The organism is Stenotrophomonas sp., assembly GCF_035634915.1.
In the GTDB taxonomy this organism is placed as follows: Bacteria; Pseudomonadota; Gammaproteobacteria; order Xanthomonadales; family Xanthomonadaceae; genus Stenotrophomonas.
This window is the reverse complement of the sequence record NZ_DASQCB010000001.1, coordinates 40224-57659: the sequence shown is the minus strand read 5'-3', so window position 1 is coordinate 57659 and position 17436 is coordinate 40224. Positions and strand designations below refer to the sequence as shown.

Genomic DNA, 17436 nt, shown 5'->3' with positions numbered 1-17436 from the left:
ATTGTCGCCCGAACGGCCTGGCGGCGGAGGGATACGCAGGCCATGGCTCAGGGAATCATCCAGGTCAGCCAGTAGGCCTGCGCCAGGGTGATCAGGCCGACCATCCCAGTGAACACCAGGCTGTGCTTGACGGTGAAACGGAACAGATCCGATTCCTTGCCGGCCAGCCCCACCGCTGCGCAGGCAATGGCAATGGACTGCGGCGAGATCATCTTGCCGGTCACCCCGCCGGTGGTGTTGGCCGCCACCAGCAGCACGTCGGACACCCCGATCTGCTGAGCGGTGGTGGCCTGCAGCGCGGAGAACAGCGCATTGGACGACGTGTCCGAACCGGTGAGGAACACGCCCAGCCAGCCCAGGAACGGCGAGAAGAACGGGAACGCCTTGCCGGTGTGGGCCAGCGCCAGTGCCAGCGTGGCCGACAGGCCGGAATAGTTGGCGATGAAGGCAAAGGCCAGCACCATGCCGATGGAATAGATCGGCACGCGCAGCTCGCGCACGGTCTCGGCAAAGGTCTGCACGGCCGCCTTGGCCGGCATGCGCAGGGCGATGATGGCGATGACTGCAGCGAGAAGGATCGAGGTACCGGTCGCCGAGAACCAGTCGAATTTGTAGATCGCTTCATAGCTCAGCGGAGCCGGCACGATCGGCGGCATCTTCTGCACCATCTGGTCCAGGCCGGGCACCGGAATCTTCACGACCCAACCTTCCAGTGCGCCGCCGCTGGCGAACAGCGCCTTGAACGGCTTGATGCTCCACAGGGTGACCATTGCAGTGAGGATCAGGAACGGCGACCACGCCTTGGCGATCTGGCCCACGCTGTAACGCGGCGCATCCAACGCCTGTGCGGCGGCTTCGGCGCTGGTGGCGGTATCGAAGCGGAAGATGCGTACCGGCTTCCAGCGGCGCAGGAACAGGGTCAGGCAGACCAGCGAGGCCAGCGACGCGGTGATGTCCGGCAGTTCGGGGCCGATGAAGTTGGAGGTCAGGTACTGGGCCAGGGCGAACGAGCCACCGGCCACCAGCACCGCGGGCCAGGTTTCCCTGATGCCACGCCAGCCATCCATGATCGCCATGATCCAGAACAGCACGATGATCGTGAGGAACGGCAGCTGCCGGCCGGCCATCTGCCCGATCTCGAACGCATCCAGACCGGTGACCTGCCCGGCAACGATGATCGGGATGCCCATTGCGCCGAAGGCCACCGGGGCGGTGTTGACGATCAGGCACAGGCCGGCGGCATACAGCGGCTTGAAGCCCAGCCCGACCAGCAGCGCAGCAGTGATCGCCACCGGCGCGCCGAAGCCGGCTGCACCTTCCAGGAAAGCGCCAAAAGCGAAGCCGACCATCAGCATCTGCAGGCGCTGGTCTTCGGTGACCGACAGGATCGAGGCCCGGATGATGTCGAACTGCCCGGTCTTCACCGAGACCTTGTAGAGGAACACCGCGCCGATGATGATCCAGGCAATCGGCCAGAGCCCGTAGACGAAGCCGTAGCCGGCCGCGCCCAGCGCCTGCGCCAGCGGCATGCGGTAGAACAGCAGGGCCACGCCCAGCGCGATCGCAACGGTGATCGTGCCGGCCAGCCAGCCCTTCATGCGCAGCACGGCCAGTGCAACGAAGAAGAACACGATCGGCAGCAGCGCGATGAGGCTGGACAGCCACAGGTTGCCGGCGGGGTCGTACAGGTGTTGCCAGGGCTGCATGGAAGCTCTCGACTGGGGGCAGGTTCACCACCGTTTGGGTGGCACGTTGCGGTCCCAGCATCATTGGTACTACCAATAATGATGAAGATGGGCCGCTGGACGCAGATTGAACCGCCTATCGCGTGGATAGCCTATTAGACCATAGCGCTAGATGGATTATTGGTATGACCATTACACCATCTCTGGGTCAGAGCCTCTTCGGGGATCTGGCTCCAGGACCCACGTTCCTCAGAGCTTCTTTTCAACGCGCCGGATCACCGCCAGCACCAGCACGCACAGAACGCTGACCCCTAGGGCGATGACGAACTTGCCAATGCCCACTGCAATGCCGATGGCTGCGGCCATCACCAGTGAACTTGCCGTGGTCAGCCCACTGACCTGGTCCTCGCGGCTGCCACGCAGAATGGTGCCCGCGGCCACGAAGCCGACGCAGGCCACCACGGCCTCGATCAGGCGCACCGGATCGACCTGCAGCAGGTCCCGATAACGCTCCTGCTGGAAATGCTCGGCTACTGAATCGCCGAGGCCGACGATCAATGCCGCCGCCCCGGCAATCAGCATGTGGGTACGAAGGCCCGCGGCATGCTTGCCCATCTCGCGCTCCACGCCAAGCACGCCGCCGAACAACATCGCTGCGGCTACGCGCAGCAGGATCGATACATCCTGGGTGAGTTCCATCGGCAGGCTCCGGGAGTTTTCCGGAGCCTCGCGCGAGGGGCGTGGCATCCCGGTGAAGATGCCACCACTACCGGATCACCCGGCAGCGTCCACCTTCAGCGCATCACTGCGCCAGGTAGCCGCCATCGATCGCGTAGTACGTACCCGTAGCGAACGAGGCATCATCGCTGGCCAGCCAGGCCACCAGTGCGGCCACTTCTTCCGGGGTGCCCAGGCGCTTGAGCGCGTGGCGATCTTCCAGCGTTGCGCGCACCTTGGCGTCCATCTTGTCCAGCAGCGGCGTGGCGATGAAGCCCGGGCCGACCGCATTGATGCGGATGCCATCGGCGGCGTGTTCCCACGCTGCGGTCTGGGTCAGGCCGACCACGCCATGCTTGGCTGCCACATAGGCCGTCGAACCGGCGTAGCCCACCTGGCCCAGGATCGAGGCCATGTTGATGATGCTGCCGCCCCTGCCTGCCGCGCGCATCGCCTGGATCTGCGCGCGCTGGCACAGGAACACACTGGTGAGGTTCACATCAACCACGCGCTTCCAGCCATCGACCGGGTAGTCGCCACTGCTCGCGGCCGGGCCGCCGATGCCGGCATTGTTCACTGCGATGTCGATCCCCCCCAGCTCCTTCACCGTGCGCTGCACGGCCGATTCCACCGCGGCCTCATCGGTCACGTCCAGGGCAATGCCGATGGCCTGCACGCCCTTGGCCTTCAAGGTCAGCACGGTGGCATCCACTGCCTCCTGTTTCAGGTCCCACACCGAGAGGCTGGCACCGGATGCAGCGAGCAGTTCGGCCACGGCCAGGCCGATGCCGGACACACCGCCGGTCACGATCGCGGTCCTGCCCTTCAGCTGGTAATCAATCATCTGTGTTCTCCACGTGTTGGTCAGCATTGCGGAATGCATCCGCCTGTCGACGACGTTACGCCCGCGCATGTTACGGACGTGCCATCTCCGGGGCGGTGGGGCGCGCATGGCCTGCAACGATCCTTCCCATCGCTGCAACGCATTCGCGCCTATGCTCCAAGCCATCCCTCCCCTGCCCGTGGAATCTTCGATGAGCCCTGCCGCCGATCTGCTGTTCACGCCCACCCACCTTGGCGACATCGCCGTGGCCAACCGCATCGCCATGGCGCCGCTGACGCGCAACCGCGCCCTGCCCGACCGTGTGCCTTCGCCACTGGCCATCACCTACTACCAGCAGCGCGCCAGCGCCGGCCTGATCATCGCCGAGGCCACCCAGATCAGCCCGCTCGGCCAGGGCTACCTCGACACCCCGGGTATCTACAGCGACGCGCAGGTGGCTGGATGGAAGCCGGTGACCGACGCGGTGCACGCCGCCGGTGGCCGCATCGTGCTGCAGCTCTGGCACGTCGGCCGCATCTCCCACACCAGCCTGCTGCCGGACGGCGAAGTGCCGGTGGCACCGAGCGCGATCCGCGCCAACGGCAAGACCTTCACCGCCAACGGTTTCGAGGATGTATCCGCGCCGCGCGCGCTGGCCATCGAGGAAATTCCGGCGTTGATCGAGGACTACCGCATCGCCGCGCGCAATGCGGCTGCCGCCGGTTTCGATGGCGTGGAAGTGCACGCCGCCAACGGCTACCTGATCGACCAGTTCCTGCGCGATGGCAGCAACCACCGCAGCGATGCCTACGGTGGCAGCATCGAGAACCGTACACGTCTGCTGTTTGAAGTGGTCAGCGCCGTGGCCGAAGCCATCGGCCCGGCCCGCACCGGCGTGCGCCTGTCACCGGTCACCCCGGTCAACGATGCGCACGACAGCGATCCGCAGCCGCTGTTCGACCGCGCGGTGGAACGGCTGGACACGATCGAGGGTCTGGCCTTCATCCACGTGATCGAAGGCGCCACCGGTGGCGACCGTGACAACCTCGCGTTCGACTATGCAGGCCTGCGTGCGCGCTTCCATGGCCCGTGGATCGCCAACAACGGCTACGACGCTGCGCGCGCGGCACAGGCCGTGGCCAGCGGCTACGCCGACATGGTGGCGTTCGGCCGGCCCTTCATCGCCAACCCGGATCTGGTGGCGCGCCTGCGCAGCGGCGCCGCGTTGGCCGATCTCGACCCCAACACGCTGTATGGCGGCGGCGAACACGGTTACACCGACTACCCCGCACTGGGCGCGTAATCCCGTGTCACCGGCCCGTCGCTGCGGCGGCGGGCCCGCGCTAGAATGTCCCGGCGAGCCGACGCCAGCACTTTCCCCCACAGCTGAGCGGCCCCGCAATGTCCCGATACTTCACCTTTGCCGATTACCGTCGCTTCGGCGATCGGCACGGCTATGACTACCGCGCCGACCCGCGCGACCTGCGCGACGACCAATGGGTGGGTCGCGGCGAAATGCACGAACAGACCCTGCGCGGCGGCCTCAGCCTGATCGCCACCGATGTGTGCAACCGCGTGGGCTATACGGCCACTGCCGAGCAGCGGCCCGGCCTGTCGATCCGGATGATGCTTGATGGCCAGGTCGACGTGCAGGTGCCGCAGCGTGAGGCCTTCAGCCTGCGCGCCGGCACCGCGATGACCAGCCATCACCGTGAACCGGTCGAGATGCGCGGCGTGCATCCTGGCAGCGTGCGCCTGCGCGGGGTGAGCCTGCGCATTCCTGCGGAATTCGACGTGGACCTGCTGCAGCAACCGGCACTGCAGCAGGCATTGCAGGGGCAGGAAGTCGGCTGCCGGCACTGGGCCATTCCGCACACACTCGTGCCGGCGCTGTCGCAGTTGTTCGACAGCCCCTGGCAGGGCGACCTGGATGCGTTATGGCGCGAAGGCCTGGCCCTGCAGATCCTGGCGGTCGGCCTGCAGGCCGATGACCTGCACGGGGCCACCACCCGTGCGCTGCGTGCCGGCCAGCATGCGCGGCTGGAACGCGTGCGCGCCTTCCTGCGCGAGGATCCCAGCCATGAGCACAGCCTGGTCGAACTGGCGCAGATCGCCTGCATGAGCCCCAGTTCGCTGCGCCGTCACTTCGTGCAGCAGTACGGCTGTTCGGTGTTCGACTACCTGCACGAACAGCGCATGCACCATGCCGAACAAGGCCTGCGCGAGCGTGGCTGGAGCGTTGAACAGGCAGCGGCGGCCACCGGCTATCGCCACCCGAGCAACTTCGCTGCGGCCTTCCGCAAGCGCTTCGGCCTGGTGCCCAGCCTCTGGCGCACCGGTCCCTCGAAGGGGGGTTGACCTGTTCTGGATCGCGCGATCCCCGCTCTGGTAGGTGTCGACCTTGGTCGGCACGCATGCCGGCCAGCGGCCGGCACTACCAACATCGCACAATCCCCGCTCTGGTAGGTGTCGACCTTGGTCGACACCCTCCTGCATGCACCACCCACCTCAATACACCGGCAGATCGATGTAACTGGCCTGGGCGGCGCTGTGCCAGACCCGCTGCGTGGCCTTCTGGTAATCCCCCGGCTTGGCCAGATAGATGTTCGGCACGTAGGTCTGCGGGTTGCGGTCATACAGCGGGAACAGGCTGGACTGCACCTGCACCATCACCCGGTGCCCCTTCTGGAACACATGGTTGGCGTTGGGCAGGTCGAAGCGGTACGGCAGCACCTGGTTGGCCACCAGCGCCTTGGGTTCGCTGAAGCTCTCGCGGTAGCGACCGCGGAAGATCGCCAGCGAGACTGGCAGCTCATAGCCCCCCATCTCCGGCGTCGATGCTTCCTGGTCCGGGTAGACGTCGATCAGCTTCACCACCCAGTCGCTGTCGGTGCCGCTGGTCGATGCCTGCAGGTGCACCACCGGCGCGCCACCGATGCGCAGCGGCTCGCTCAGCGGCTCGGTGATGAAGGTCAGCACATCAGGCCGGCCATCGACAAAACGCTGGTCCTTGACCAGCCAGGTGGTCCACATGTCACGGTCGCCGAAGCGCACCGGACGCGGCACGAACGGCACCGGCTTGGCCGGGTCGGACACGTATTCTTCGAAGTCACCCTCGCCCGCTGCCGGCGCCTGGAAGGCCAGCTTGCCACCGGCACGCAGGTACAGCGGCTTGCTGGCTGCGGTGCACTCCTTCTGGCAGCTGCGCGGCCATCCCTGCAGGCGGTCCCAGTGGTTTTCGCCGGTGTTGTAGATCAGCACCGGCGGCGTGTCGGCCTTCGGGGCTCCGTCCACCAGGTACTGGTCGAAGAACGGCTTGAGCACGTCGCGACGGAACTGCATCGCGGTATCGCCGTCGAACTTCAGCGCGCCCAGCGAGTCACCGGTGTAGTTCACCTGGCTGTGCCGCCATGGGCCCATCACCAGGTAGTTGAGGGTATTGCCGGTGTCGCGGCCCTCCATCGCCTGGTAGGCATGGTTGGCGCCCCACATGTCTTCCTGGTCCCACAGGCCCTGCAGCCACATCGTCGGCACCTTCAGCGGTGTCTTCGCCATCACCGCGTCCAGTGCCTGGCCCTGCCAGAAGGCATCGTAGGACGGGTGCTGCACCAGCTTCTTCCACCAGGTCAGCTGGTCCACGCCGGTGAAGCGTGCGTAGTCACCGGCCGAACCGATGCGCAGGAAGGTGCTGTAGTCGTCGTAGCCGAGGCTGGGCAGCGGCGTGCCCTTGCCGCGCTTCTCGGTCTGCATCGCGAAATAGTTGAAGTTGACCTGGCGGAACGCACCGTAATTGAGCCAGTCATCGCCCATCCAGCCATCGACCATCGGGCTTTCCGGTGCGGCCACCTTCAGCGCCGGGTGCGGGTCGGTCAAAGCCATCACCACGGTGAAGCCCTCATACGACGAACCCAGCATGCCAACCTTGCCGTTGGTCTCCGACACGTGCTTGACCAGCCAGTCGATGGTGTCCCACGCATCGGTGGAATGGTCGACCCTGGTGTTGTTCAGCGGCCCGCGCAGCGGCCGGGTCATCACGTAATCGCCTTCGGAACCGTACTTGCCGCGGATGTCCTGGAACACGCGGATGTAGCCGCCATCGACGAACACCTCATCGCCCTGCGGCAGCAGGTCGCGCATGCGCGGCGAATCGCTGCGGCTGGCGCGACCGGCCGCGTCGTAGGGTGTGCGGGTCAACAGGATCGGCGCGTTGTGCGCGCCCTTGGGCACCACGATGACGGTGTACAGCTTGGTGCCATCGCGCATCGGCACCATCACCACGCGCTTGTCGTAGTCGCGTCCGACATCCGGGGCCACGAAGGGCTTGCCATTGATGTCCGGGGTCATCGGCGGGGTATCGGCGGCCAGCACAGTGCTGGACAGGCAAAGGGCGATTGCTACAGCAACGGCACGCACACGCATGGAGACCCCTCCCGGCAGGAAAGACCCAAGCGTACTCCTGCCCTGCCCGGTGAGGTGTGTGCAGGCTTTGCGTTCTGCGCTCTTTGGGGGCAGGACTGATGGCACATGTGCCGTCTCTGGTAGTGCCGGTCAATCCGCTGCCACCTCATGCAGCGCCAACCAGCGCCAACGCCCCTGCTCCTGCCGCAGCACCGCCAGCGACTCCCGCCATGCGACCGCCCCATCGCCCACTGCATGCCCTTCGCGATAGCGCAGCACGGCCAGCGGTGATGGCGCTTCAATCACCTGCACGGCGTCGATGGTGATGCGCAGGCCAGGGCGCGCACCATGCCCGCCCACGAACAAGGCCTCCACCGCCTGCCGGTCCAGCCGCCGCCCGGCAATGCCGACCATGCTGAAGTCCGCGCAGAAATGCGCCATCAGATCGTCAAGTGCGTCGGCGCCCACCTCGGCGCGGAACCAGGCCTGCAGTCTGTCGTGCAGTTCGTGGATTTCATGTTCGGCGGTGCGGTGCATCAGGCATTCTCCGGTTGCGGAAGGAGCAAGGGCTGCGAGCGGCGCAACAGCGCCATCGGCAGCAGGGTGAGGACAACAAAAAGGGGACGGAGGGGATCAAGTCGTTTGTGCACAAACGACTTGATCCCCTCCGTCCCCTTTTCAAAGACACGGCCCCTTGCGGGGCCGTGTCTTCAGGCATCAGCGCAGCACCTGCTCCGCCAGCTGCACGTCCACCGTCTGCAGCGGTTCGGCCGCGTTGCGCGACAGCTGCACCTGGTAGGTGCCGCCGGCGATCTTCCACTGGCGCGCCTGTGCATCGTAGTGGGCCAGGGTCTTCGGCTCGGCTTCGATGCGGATGCGGCGCTGTTCGCCCGGCTGCAGCTGCACCTTGTCATAGCCGATCAGGCGGATCGGCGTGGTGCTGCCGGCCGGCAGCTTCAGGTACAGCTGGGCCACGTCGGCACCGGCGCGCTTGCCGGTGTTGCGGATGTCCACGCTGGCGACCAGGCGCGAACCTTCCACGCTCACCTTCAGGTTTTCATAGGCGAACGAGGTGTAGGACAGGCCATGGCCGAACGCGAAGGTCGGGGTCAGGCCCTTGGCGGCCATCCACTTGTAGCCGACGTTGGCGCCTTCGATATCGAAATCGAACACGTCGCCGAATGCCTTCTTCGGCTTGAAGCCCAGGCCGTCGATGTGCGGGCGCGGCAGCTGCGATTCGTCCACCACCCAGGTCACCGGCAGGCGGCCGGACGGGTTGGCCTGGCCGGTCAGCAGCGCGGCGATGCCTTCACCACCGCGGATGCCCGGGTACCAGGCCTGCAGCATCGCCGGCACCTGCGCCAGCCACGGGGTGCGCACCGGGCCGTTGGTTTCCAGCACCAGCACGGTCTTCGGGTTGGCCTTGGCCACCGCCGAGATCAGCGCGTCCTGCTTGTCGGGCAGCTGCATGTCCGGCAGGTCCACCGATTCGGCCGCCCACTGGGTGGCGAACACAATGGCCACGTCAGCCTGCGCTGCGGCCTTGGCCGCCGCAGCGGCGTTGCTGCCGTCCACATACTCGATGGTCGCGTCCGGGCGCGCCGCACGCAGCGATTCCAGCGGCGAGGACGGGTGGAAGATCACCGGGCCCGGCCAGGTGGTCGGCATCACGCCCGGCACCGCGTTGGTGCCCTTGGCGGTCACGCCCACCATCGACGAACCACCGCCACCGATCACGCCCTTGTCGGCATGCCCACCGATGATGACGATGCGCTTCATGCTGTCGGCCAGCGGCAGCAGGTTGCCTTCATTGCGCAGCAGCACGCTGCCTTCTTCCACCGTGCGCTGGGCCACGGCGAAGCCGGCTTCGGCATCCACCTTCTGGTGCTGCGGCGGGTTGTCGAAGTTGCCATGCAGGAACATCGTGCGCAGGATGCGCGCCACCATGTCGTTCAGGCGCGCCTGCGGCACCACGCCGCCGTGCACGGCCAGGCGCAGCGGTTCATCGAAGAACACCGCGGCGTCGAACACTTCACCGGCCGACTGCTGGTCCAGACCGGCCAGCGCCGCCTTCGAACCGCTGTGCACGCCACCCCAGTCGGACATCACGAAACCGGGGAACTTCCATTCCTGCTTCAGCACCTGGTTCATCAGGTAGCCGTTCTCGCAGCCATAGGTGCCGTTGATCTTGTTGTACGAGCACATCGCCACGCCCGGGCGACCAGCGTCCAGCGCGATCTCGAAGGCCAGCAGGTCCGATTCGTGCATGGCCTGTTCGCCGATGCGCACGTCGTGGAAGTTGCGGCGGGTCTCCATGTCGTTCAGCGCGAAGTGCTTCATCGAGGAGATCACGTGCTGACTCTGCACGCCCTGGATCAGCGCGCCGACCATCGAACCGGCCAGCAGGGGATCTTCGCCGGCGTACTCGAAGTTGCGGCCGTTGCGCGGGTCACGCTGCAGGTTGACGCTGCCCGACAGCAGGATGTTGAAGCGCTGCTGCCACGCTTCGCGGCCCATGGTCGCGCCGCCGGCGAAGGCCACTTCGCGGTTCCAGCTGGAGGCGGTGGACGGGCCGGACGGCATCGCGGTGGCGAAGTCGCCCGGACGGATGCCGCCCGGATTGGTCACGCCCACGCCGGCATCGGCCGACTGCTGCGACGGAATGCCCAGGCGCGGCACCGCCGGCACGAAACCGGCCGAACCCACCGCGCCTTCCGGCAGCGGGCCACCATCCTTGCCCAGCCCGAAGTAGCTGTGCAGCATCTGGAACTTCTCGTCCTCGGTCATCGCCTTCAGCAGCAGCGCAGCGCGCGCATCGGCGTTGAGGGTGGTGTCCATCCACGGCTGCTCGCCGCCCTTGTCGGCCACGTAGGCCAGGGTCAGCAGAGTCGCGCGCAGGGCGCTGCCATCGATCTTGAACGGCGCGCTGCTGGCCGCCTGGAAGCCATCGCTGAAGTAGCTGGCATCGGCCTCCAGTGCCACGCGGGCCGGATCGAAGCCGGCGGCCTTGGCCGATTCACCGGCCACCGCACCCAGCAGCACGGCCGGTGCGCCCAGGCGCGAACGGGTGACCAGGGCCGGCAGGCGCGCGGCGCCCGCACCGGCATCGGTGTACACGGCCACGGTGTGGCGGCCATCGTCCAGGCGCAGGTAGTTCAGGCCCGGCTGGTCGGGGCCGGATTCGGCGGCGATCGGCAGGCGGGTCAGCACGGCCTGGCCCTGCTGGGTCTGGCCGTCATCCTTGCCGGCGTCAATGAAGCGGTATTCGTAGCCCAGGCCATCGGCCAGCAGCTGCAGCGGATCGACCTGGCCGATGCCGCGCTGCACCTGACGCACGCTGACGGCGTCCACCTGCAGGGATTTCAGCTGGGCGGCCAGGGCGGGAATGGCATCGGCGGTCGGCGCCTGGTCCAGGGTCAGCACGGTGAAGGCGGCCGTGTCGGCCCAGGCCGGGGCGGCCAGCGCGGCAGACAGCGCAAGGGACAGGGCAAGCGGCTTTGTAAACGTTTTCATCGGCGGGCGTAATTCCGTTGCCAAGGCAATCGGTCCAGGGAAAGTGCCGCCGAAGGGTGCAGCGTTCATGCCGCGCGGGCGTTGCCAGGCAACACACCGCGGGCCAGGGGACGGACCGGTCTGCGCGCGGGACCCTCCTCCCGGCGTGACAACCTGCCTGCCCGGGCCGCAAGCGACCCATCTTGTTAAGATTGTGCGAGGGCATCGATGGCTGTCAACAGGACCTAAGTCACAGGCTGCTGTCCCGGCCTGGTTATCAGGCCATCACCGCCCGTCATCAGCGGGCCGCAGGGGCGTACCGATAATGAGGTTCCCCGCGATGGACCGAGCCCATGAACGTACACCGCACTTTCGACCACCTCTGGCGCGACCGCTGTGATACCTCCAGCCAGCGCAGCCCGCGCGTGCTGATCCGCGTGTTCGTCACTCCCGGCGAGCTGGAGCGCAGCGTGGCGTTCTACGAACAGCTGCAGGGCGTGGTGGCCGATGCCGGCTTTCCGTTCCCCGATGCCGGCCTGCGCCTGGCCATGGTCGGTGCGTTCCTGCTGATCGAAGGCAGCGATGACGCGCTGGCGCCGTTCACCTCCACCACCGGCACCCTGTTGGTTGATGATGTGCGGCCCTATCACGACAGACTGGTGGCGGCCGGCGCCGAGATCATCTTCCCGCTGCAGGTCGTGCCCACCGGCGCGGCGTTCAATGCGGTGCATCCCGATGGCACCGTGGTCGAGTACGTGCACCATCGCCCGGATCCGCACGGGCGGTGATGGGACGGCCGGGCTGCCGCCCGGCACCCGCAGAGGCAACGGCAAACGCAACAGCAGAATCAAATGCCGCATTCCGTGGGATGGCGGGGCACTGTGGGTCTGCGCGGATCCACCAGGGCGGGCACGCGCATCCCGGCCGGGCGGGCCCAGTAGATCCACGCCATGCGTGGATGCTTCTTCCTTCATCAACCTGAAATCCCACCCCGGAATTTCATTAGTAATTCTACTCACAAGGCGAGTAGCATGTCGCTTTCAGCCCCTCATCCCGGCCTGTCGATACTCGCCCCATGCCAGCCGTTCCCGCCCATTCCTGCCGCTTCCCACCTGACCGGCGTCTCCCCTGGAGGACCGGCTGATGGGCGCCGTCGTCGCGCTCGACCGTCTGCTGGACGGCCGCCAGCTGTGGCGTGGCCCGGCGCGCACCGGGCCGGCCAGCGACCACCTGGCCAGCGGCCACCCGGCGCTGGATGCCCGCCTGCCCGGCGGCGGCTGGCCGGCCAGTGGCCTGTGCGAGGTGCTGCAGGATGCCCCCGGGGTGGGTGAACTGGCCCTGGTCTGGCCGGCGCTGGCCAGGCTGAGCCAGCGCGACCGGCCGATCGTGCTGGTCGCCCCGCCCTACCGCCCGCACGCCCCGGCCTGGGCCGCGGCCGGGCTCGATCTGGCCCAGCTGCAGATCATCCAGGCCGCGCCGAAGCAGGCGCTGTGGGCGGCCGAACAATGCCTGCGCTCGGCGGCCTGTGCCGCGGTGCTGTGCTGGCCGCAGCCGCAGCAGGCCGATGACCGTTCGCTGCGCCGCCTGCAGGTCGCCGCCGACAGCGGCCAGTGCCTGGGCTTCGTGTTCCGCGACGTGCGCGCCGCACGCAATCCCTCCCCGGCCAGCCTGCGCCTGCAGCTCGACCACGGCCAGGTGCGGGTGCTGAAGTGCCGTGGCGGCCTGCCGCCCGCGCAACCGCTGCCGCTGGCCATCGCCCACTGAGGCCGCGCCATGCACTGGGCCTGCCTGTTGTTGCCGCAGCTGGCGCTGGACAGCGTGCTGCGCCTGCAGCCGGACCCGCAGCGGCCACTGGTGCTGCTGCAGGGGCCGGCGCAGCGCCGCGTGCTGCGTGCGGTCAGTCCGGCAGCACGCGCGGCCGGCCTGCGCCCGGGCATGCTGCTGTCGGCCGCGCAGGTGCTGGTGCAGGACATGCAGCTGCACGACTACGACCCCAGCGCCGAACAGCACACCCGCCAGCTGCTGGCCAGCTGGGCCTATGCCTACAGCTCGCAGGTCAGCCTCGATTTCCCGCATGCGCTGGTGCTGGAAATCGGCGCCAGCCGTGCCCTGTTCGGTGACTGGCTGAAGATCGAGAAGCGCCTGCGCGATGGCCTGCACGAGCTGGGCTTCCGCCACCGCCTGGTGGCCGCGCCCACTGCGCATGCCGCACGCGTGCTGGCCAACGTGCACGATGGCCTGGGCGTCGACATGCAGCAGCTGCCGGCGCTGCTCGCGCAGCTGCCCTTGTCGCGCTGCGGCCTGCCCGCCGAAGCGGTCACCGTGCTCGGCCGCTCCGGCCTGCGCACGCTGGGCGCCGCGCTCGATCTGCCGCGCGACAGCCTGGCCCGGCGCTTCGCCCCCGATGTGCTGCAGCAGCTGGACGCACTGCGCGGCCTGCCGGCACCGCCACTGCGCTATTACCAGCCCCCGGACCGCTTCGATGCCCGCATCGAGTTCGAGTACGAGATCGAATCCAGCCAGGCCCTGCTGTTCCCGCTGCGGCGCCTGCTGCTGGACCTGGCCGCCTTCCTCTGTTCGCGCGATGGCGGCGTGCAGCGCTTCGACCTGTATTTCGAACACGACCTGCTGCCGGCCAGCGTGCTGACCATCGGCCTGCTGGCCCCCGAGCGCGATGCCGCGCTGCTGTTCGAGATCACCCGCAACCGCATGGAGGCCTTCGCCCTGCCCGCCGGCAGCCGGGCGCTGCGCCTGCAGGCCGAACATCTGCCGCCGTTCGTACCGGCCGCGCGTGATCTGTTCGACACCCGCCCGGCGCAGGCAATGCCGTGGACCCAGCTGCGCGAGCGCCTGCGCGCACGCCTGGGCGATGACGCCGTGCAGCCGCTGGCGGTGCAGGCCGACCATCGACCGGAACGGGCCAGCGGCAACCAGCCAGTGGGCAAGCCTCCGGCGTACTGGCCGCTGCGCCCCGGCTGGCTGCTGGACACACCGCAACCGCTTCGCGACCCGCGCCTGCGCATCATCGCCGGGCCGGAGCGTATCGAATCGGGCTGGTGGGACCACACCGATGCACGCCGCGATTATTACGTGGTGGAAACCGCGCACGGCCAGCGCGGCTGGGCATTCCGCCCGCGCAACGATCCGCATGCGCCGTGGATGCTGCACGGCTGGTTCGGTTGAACCGCCATGGCCGCCGCCTCCCCTGCCTATGCCGAACTGCACTGCCTGTCGGCCTTCAGCTTCCAGCGCGGCGCGTCCACCGCCGACGAACTGTTCGCGCGTGCCGCCGGCCAGGGTTATCGCGCCCTGGCAATCACCGATGAGTGTTCGCTGGCCGGCATCGTACGCGCCTGGCAGGCAGCAAGAACGCATGGCGTGGCGCTGGTCATCGGTGCTGAATTCCAGGTCGAGGACGGACCGAAGATCGCCCTGCTGTGCACCGACCAGGACGCCTACGCCGGCCTGTGCCAGCTGATCACCACCTGCCGGCGGCGCGCAGGCAAAGGCCAATACCGCTGCCTGCGCGAGGATCTGCATGGCCTGGCCGAGGGCCTGCTGTGCCTGTGGCTGGACCGGCAGCCTGATGCCAGCCACCTGCCGCTGCTGCGTGCCGGGTTCAACGACCGCCTGTGGCTGGCGGTGGAGCTGCACCACGAACATGACGACGTGCGCCGCCTGCAGCAGCTGCAGGCCTTCGGCGAACGCCATGCATTGCCGCTGGTGGCCAGTGGTGACGTGCACATGCACGTGCGCCGCCGCCGCGCCCTGCAGGACACGCTGACCGCGATCCGCCACCGCTGCAGCGTGGCCGAAGCCGGTTGGCGGCTGTTTCCCAACGGCGAACGCCACCTGCGCCCGCGCAGCGCGCTGGCCCAGCTGTATCCACCGGAACTGCTGGCAGAGACCGTGCGCATCGCCGGGCGCTGCCACTTCACCCTGGATGCGTTGCAGTACACCTACCCGCGCGAACTGGTACCGGAAGGACACACCCCGGACAGCTGGCTGCGCGCCCTGGTGGAAGAAGGCATTCCCGAGCGCTGGCCGGAAGGCATCGAACAGAAGCAGCGCACGCAGATCGAACACGAGCTGGCCTTGATCGCCAAGAAGAACTACGCCTCGTACTTCCTCACCGTGCAGGACATCGTGCGCTTCGCCCGCCGCCAGAAGATCCTCTGCCAGGGACGCGGCTCGGCGGCCAATTCGGCGGTGTGTTTCGTGCTCGGCGTCACCGAGATCGACCCGGCACGCAGCAACCTGCTGTTCGAGCGTTTCATTTCCGAAGAGCGCGACGAACCACCGGACATCGACATCGATTTCGAACACGAGCGCCGCGAGGAAGTGCTGCAGTACGTGTTCAAGCGTTATGGCCGCGAGCGTGCCGCGCTCACCGCCGTGGCGATCAGCTACCGCGGTCGCAGCGCGATCCGCGATGTCGCCCGCGCGCTCGGCCTGCCGATGGACCAGGTGAACGAGCTGGGTGCGGCCATGGACCATTGGGGCGGCAACATCCCGCTGCCGGACACCCTGCGCGAGCGCGGCTTCGATCCGGACACGCCGCTGATGCGGCGGCTGCTGTCACTCACCGAAGAGCTGATCGACTTCCCCCGCCACCTGTCGCAGCACCCGGGCGGTTTCGTGATTTCCGAACACCCGCTGTCCACACTGGTGCCGGTGGAGAACGCCGCCATGGCTGGCCGTACCGTCATCCAGTGGGACAAGGACGACCTCGATGCCACCGGGCTGATGAAGGTCGACTGCCTGGCGCTGGGCATGCTCACCGCCATCCGCAAGTGCCTGGCCATGCTGCAGCAGCACGGCCTGCACGAAGGGCGCATGGATGCGATTCCAGACGAGGATGACCCGACCTACGACATGATCTGCGCCGCCGAAACCATCGGCGTATTCCAGATTGAATCGCGCGCGCAGATGGCCATGCTGCCACGCATGCAGCCCCGGTGCTTCTACGACCTGGTGATCGAAGTGGCGATCGTGCGCCCCGGCCCGATCCAGGGCGACATGGTGCACCCCTACCTGGAACGTCGGCGGATCCTGCGCGAACAGGGGCCCGAAGCCTTGAACGATCCCGACAACCCGCTCTATCCACCGCAGCTGGAACGTGTGTTCGCACGTACCCTGGGCGTGCCGCTGTTCCAGGAACAGGTGATGCAGCTGGCAGTGGATGCCGCCAGCTACACTCCGGGCGAGGCCGATGCACTGCGCCGCTCGATGGCCGCATGGAAACGCCACGGCGGCCTTGAGCCGCATCGCGAAAAGCTGCTGGCTGGCATGCTGAAAAACGGCTACAGCCTGGAATTCGGCGAACGCCTGTTCGAGCAGATCAAGGGCTTTGGCAGCTACGGCTTTCCCGAGAGCCATGCGGCCAGCTTCGCCCTGCTCACCTACGCCAGCTGCTGGCTCAAGTGCCACCATCCGGCCGCCTTCACCGCCAGTCTGATCAACAGCCAGCCACTGGGCTTCTACAGCCCCGACCAGCTGCTGCAGGACGCGCGCCGGCACGGCATCACGGTACTGCCGGTGGACGTGCGCCACAGCGACTGGGACTGCACGCTGGATTTCAGCAAGGGCGCAGCGGCGATCAGGCTCGGCCTGCGCCTGATCGACGGCTGCAGCGAAACGGCAGTGCAGGCACTGATGCGCGAACGCGCGCGCCGCCCGTTCGACGACGTCGGCGACCTCTGCCAGCGCACCGGGCTGGACCGGCGCCAGCAGGGCCTGCTGGCCGATGCCGGTGCACTGCGTGGGCTGAGCGGCCACCGCCATCGTGCACGCTGGGATATTTCCGGCGTGGAAAACCGGCTGCCGCTGTTCGACCCGGCCCGCGCTACCATCGAGGCCCGCGTGGCGCTGCCGCTGCCCAGCGCGTGGGAGGACATGCAGGCCGATTACCGCAGCACCGGCACCACGCTCGGCCGCCATCCGATCAGCTTCCTGCGCGCGCAGCTGCGCAGCCGTGGCTGTCTCGACGCTGCACAGCTGGGCGGCCACGGCCATGGCCGCCGCGTGCGCATTGCCGGCCTGGTACGCATGCGCCAGCGCCCGCAGACCGCCAGCGGGGTCACCTTCCTCACTCTGGAAGACGAGACCGGCATGGTCAATGCCGTGGTCTGGCGGCACGTGGCCGACCGCCAGCATCGCGTACTGGTCGATACCCAGCTGATGCAGATCGACGGCCGCCTGGAACGCGTCGATGGCGTGCAGCATGTCATCGTGCAGCGCATGCTGTGCCTGGACGAACTGCTGCAGGGCCTGCGCAGCCACAGCCGCGATTTCCATTGAGCGATGCATCGACCAACGGTC

General features: G+C 67.6%; 12 protein-coding genes. 6 read left to right on the top strand and 6 right to left on the bottom strand.

Translation table 11 applies throughout. The annotated features are described in order from the left end of the window. Nucleotides 1-47: 47 nt before the first annotated feature. From lldP to VER16_RS00255, 3 genes are all read right to left on the bottom strand, one after another. Complete coding sequence (lldP, locus tag VER16_RS00265; RefSeq protein ID WP_324804866.1) at nucleotides 48-1706, bottom strand: L-lactate permease; 1659 nt, start codon at nucleotides 1704-1706, stop codon at nucleotides 48-50. 228 nt (nucleotides 1707-1934) lie between these two features. After that, the gene (locus tag VER16_RS00260) at nucleotides 1935-2384 is read right to left on the bottom strand and encodes an MgtC/SapB family protein (RefSeq protein WP_324804865.1); all 450 of its coding nucleotides are present in this window, start codon (nucleotides 2382-2384) and stop codon (nucleotides 1935-1937) included. A gap of 103 nt (nucleotides 2385-2487) precedes the next feature. Further along, nucleotides 2488-3246 (bottom strand): SDR family NAD(P)-dependent oxidoreductase, encoded by a 759-nt coding sequence (locus VER16_RS00255; RefSeq protein WP_324804864.1) that lies wholly within the window; start codon nucleotides 3244-3246, stop codon nucleotides 2488-2490. Between the two features lie 190 nt (nucleotides 3247-3436). Between VER16_RS00255 and VER16_RS00250 the strand changes: the two genes are divergently transcribed. Further along, on the top strand, nucleotides 3437-4528 hold the full coding sequence (locus VER16_RS00250; RefSeq protein WP_324804863.1) for an alkene reductase: 1092 nt from the start codon (nucleotides 3437-3439) through the stop codon (nucleotides 4526-4528). Nucleotides 4529-4626: 98 nt separating this feature from the next. Continuing rightward, nucleotides 4627-5583: an AraC family transcriptional regulator gene (locus tag VER16_RS00245; RefSeq protein ID WP_324804862.1), complete on the top strand. Its 957-nt coding sequence runs from the start codon at nucleotides 4627-4629 to the stop codon at nucleotides 5581-5583. Between the two features lie 150 nt (nucleotides 5584-5733). Here the strand turns inward: VER16_RS00245 and VER16_RS00240 are convergent, their stop codons facing one another. The 3 genes from VER16_RS00240 to VER16_RS00230 form a co-directional block, all read right to left on the bottom strand. Beyond that, a complete protein-coding gene (locus VER16_RS00240) occupies nucleotides 5734-7644 on the bottom strand; it encodes a CocE/NonD family hydrolase (protein WP_324804861.1) in 1911 nt (636 codons plus the stop codon). Nucleotides 7645-7773: 129 nt separating this feature from the next. Then, nucleotides 7774-8160, bottom strand: a complete 387-nt coding sequence (locus VER16_RS00235) for a DUF4440 domain-containing protein (RefSeq protein WP_324804860.1) — start codon at nucleotides 8158-8160, stop codon at nucleotides 7774-7776. A gap of 180 nt (nucleotides 8161-8340) precedes the next feature. After that, nucleotides 8341-11136, bottom strand: a complete 2796-nt coding sequence (locus VER16_RS00230; protein WP_324804858.1) for a beta-glucosidase family protein — start codon at nucleotides 11134-11136, stop codon at nucleotides 8341-8343. A 332-nt stretch (nucleotides 11137-11468) separates the two neighbouring features. Here VER16_RS00230 and VER16_RS00225 point away from each other — a divergent pair, with 332 nt between their 5' ends. From VER16_RS00225 to VER16_RS00210, 4 genes are all read left to right on the top strand, one after another. After that, nucleotides 11469-11903 carry a VOC family protein gene (locus VER16_RS00225; protein ID WP_079222247.1) on the top strand — a complete coding sequence of 145 codons (435 nt, stop codon included), beginning with the start codon at nucleotides 11469-11471 and terminating at the stop codon, nucleotides 11901-11903. Nucleotides 11904-12258: 355 nt separating this feature from the next. After that, nucleotides 12259-12879 carry a translesion DNA synthesis-associated protein ImuA gene (imuA, locus tag VER16_RS00220; protein WP_108769137.1) on the top strand — a complete coding sequence of 207 codons (621 nt, stop codon included), beginning with the start codon at nucleotides 12259-12261 and terminating at the stop codon, nucleotides 12877-12879. Nucleotides 12880-12888: 9 nt separating this feature from the next. Then, on the top strand, nucleotides 12889-14298 hold the full coding sequence (locus tag VER16_RS00215; protein ID WP_324804856.1) for a DNA polymerase Y family protein: 1410 nt from the start codon (nucleotides 12889-12891) through the stop codon (nucleotides 14296-14298). 6 nt (nucleotides 14299-14304) lie between these two features. After that, the gene (locus tag VER16_RS00210; protein WP_324804854.1) at nucleotides 14305-17415 is read left to right on the top strand and encodes an error-prone DNA polymerase; all 3111 of its coding nucleotides are present in this window, start codon (nucleotides 14305-14307) and stop codon (nucleotides 17413-17415) included. The last annotated feature ends 21 nt before the right edge of the window (nucleotides 17416-17436 follow it).

Excerpts from the sequence above, each read along its gene's own strand:
- lldP (WP_324804866.1), bottom strand. The coding sequence starts at position 1,706 with ATGCAGCCCTGGCAACACCTGTACGACCCCGCCGGCAACCTGTGGCTG.
- VER16_RS00260 (WP_324804865.1), bottom strand. The coding sequence starts at position 2,384 with ATGGAACTCACCCAGGATGTATCGATCCTGCTGCGCGTAGCCGCAGCG.
- VER16_RS00255 (WP_324804864.1), bottom strand. The coding sequence starts at position 3,246 with ATGATTGATTACCAGCTGAAGGGCAGGACCGCGATCGTGACCGGCGGT.
- VER16_RS00250 (WP_324804863.1), top strand. The coding sequence starts at position 3,437 with ATGAGCCCTGCCGCCGATCTGCTGTTCACGCCCACCCACCTTGGCGAC.
- VER16_RS00245 (WP_324804862.1), top strand. The coding sequence starts at position 4,627 with ATGTCCCGATACTTCACCTTTGCCGATTACCGTCGCTTCGGCGATCGG.
- VER16_RS00240 (WP_324804861.1), bottom strand. The coding sequence starts at position 7,644 with ATGCGTGTGCGTGCCGTTGCTGTAGCAATCGCCCTTTGCCTGTCCAGC.
- VER16_RS00235 (WP_324804860.1), bottom strand. The coding sequence starts at position 8,160 with ATGCACCGCACCGCCGAACATGAAATCCACGAACTGCACGACAGACTG.
- VER16_RS00230 (WP_324804858.1), bottom strand. The coding sequence starts at position 11,136 with ATGAAAACGTTTACAAAGCCGCTTGCCCTGTCCCTTGCGCTGTCTGCC.
- VER16_RS00225 (WP_079222247.1), top strand. The coding sequence starts at position 11,469 with ATGAACGTACACCGCACTTTCGACCACCTCTGGCGCGACCGCTGTGAT.
- imuA (WP_108769137.1), top strand. The coding sequence starts at position 12,259 with ATGGGCGCCGTCGTCGCGCTCGACCGTCTGCTGGACGGCCGCCAGCTG.
- VER16_RS00215 (WP_324804856.1), top strand. The coding sequence starts at position 12,889 with ATGCACTGGGCCTGCCTGTTGTTGCCGCAGCTGGCGCTGGACAGCGTG.
- VER16_RS00210 (WP_324804854.1), top strand. The coding sequence starts at position 14,305 with ATGGCCGCCGCCTCCCCTGCCTATGCCGAACTGCACTGCCTGTCGGCC.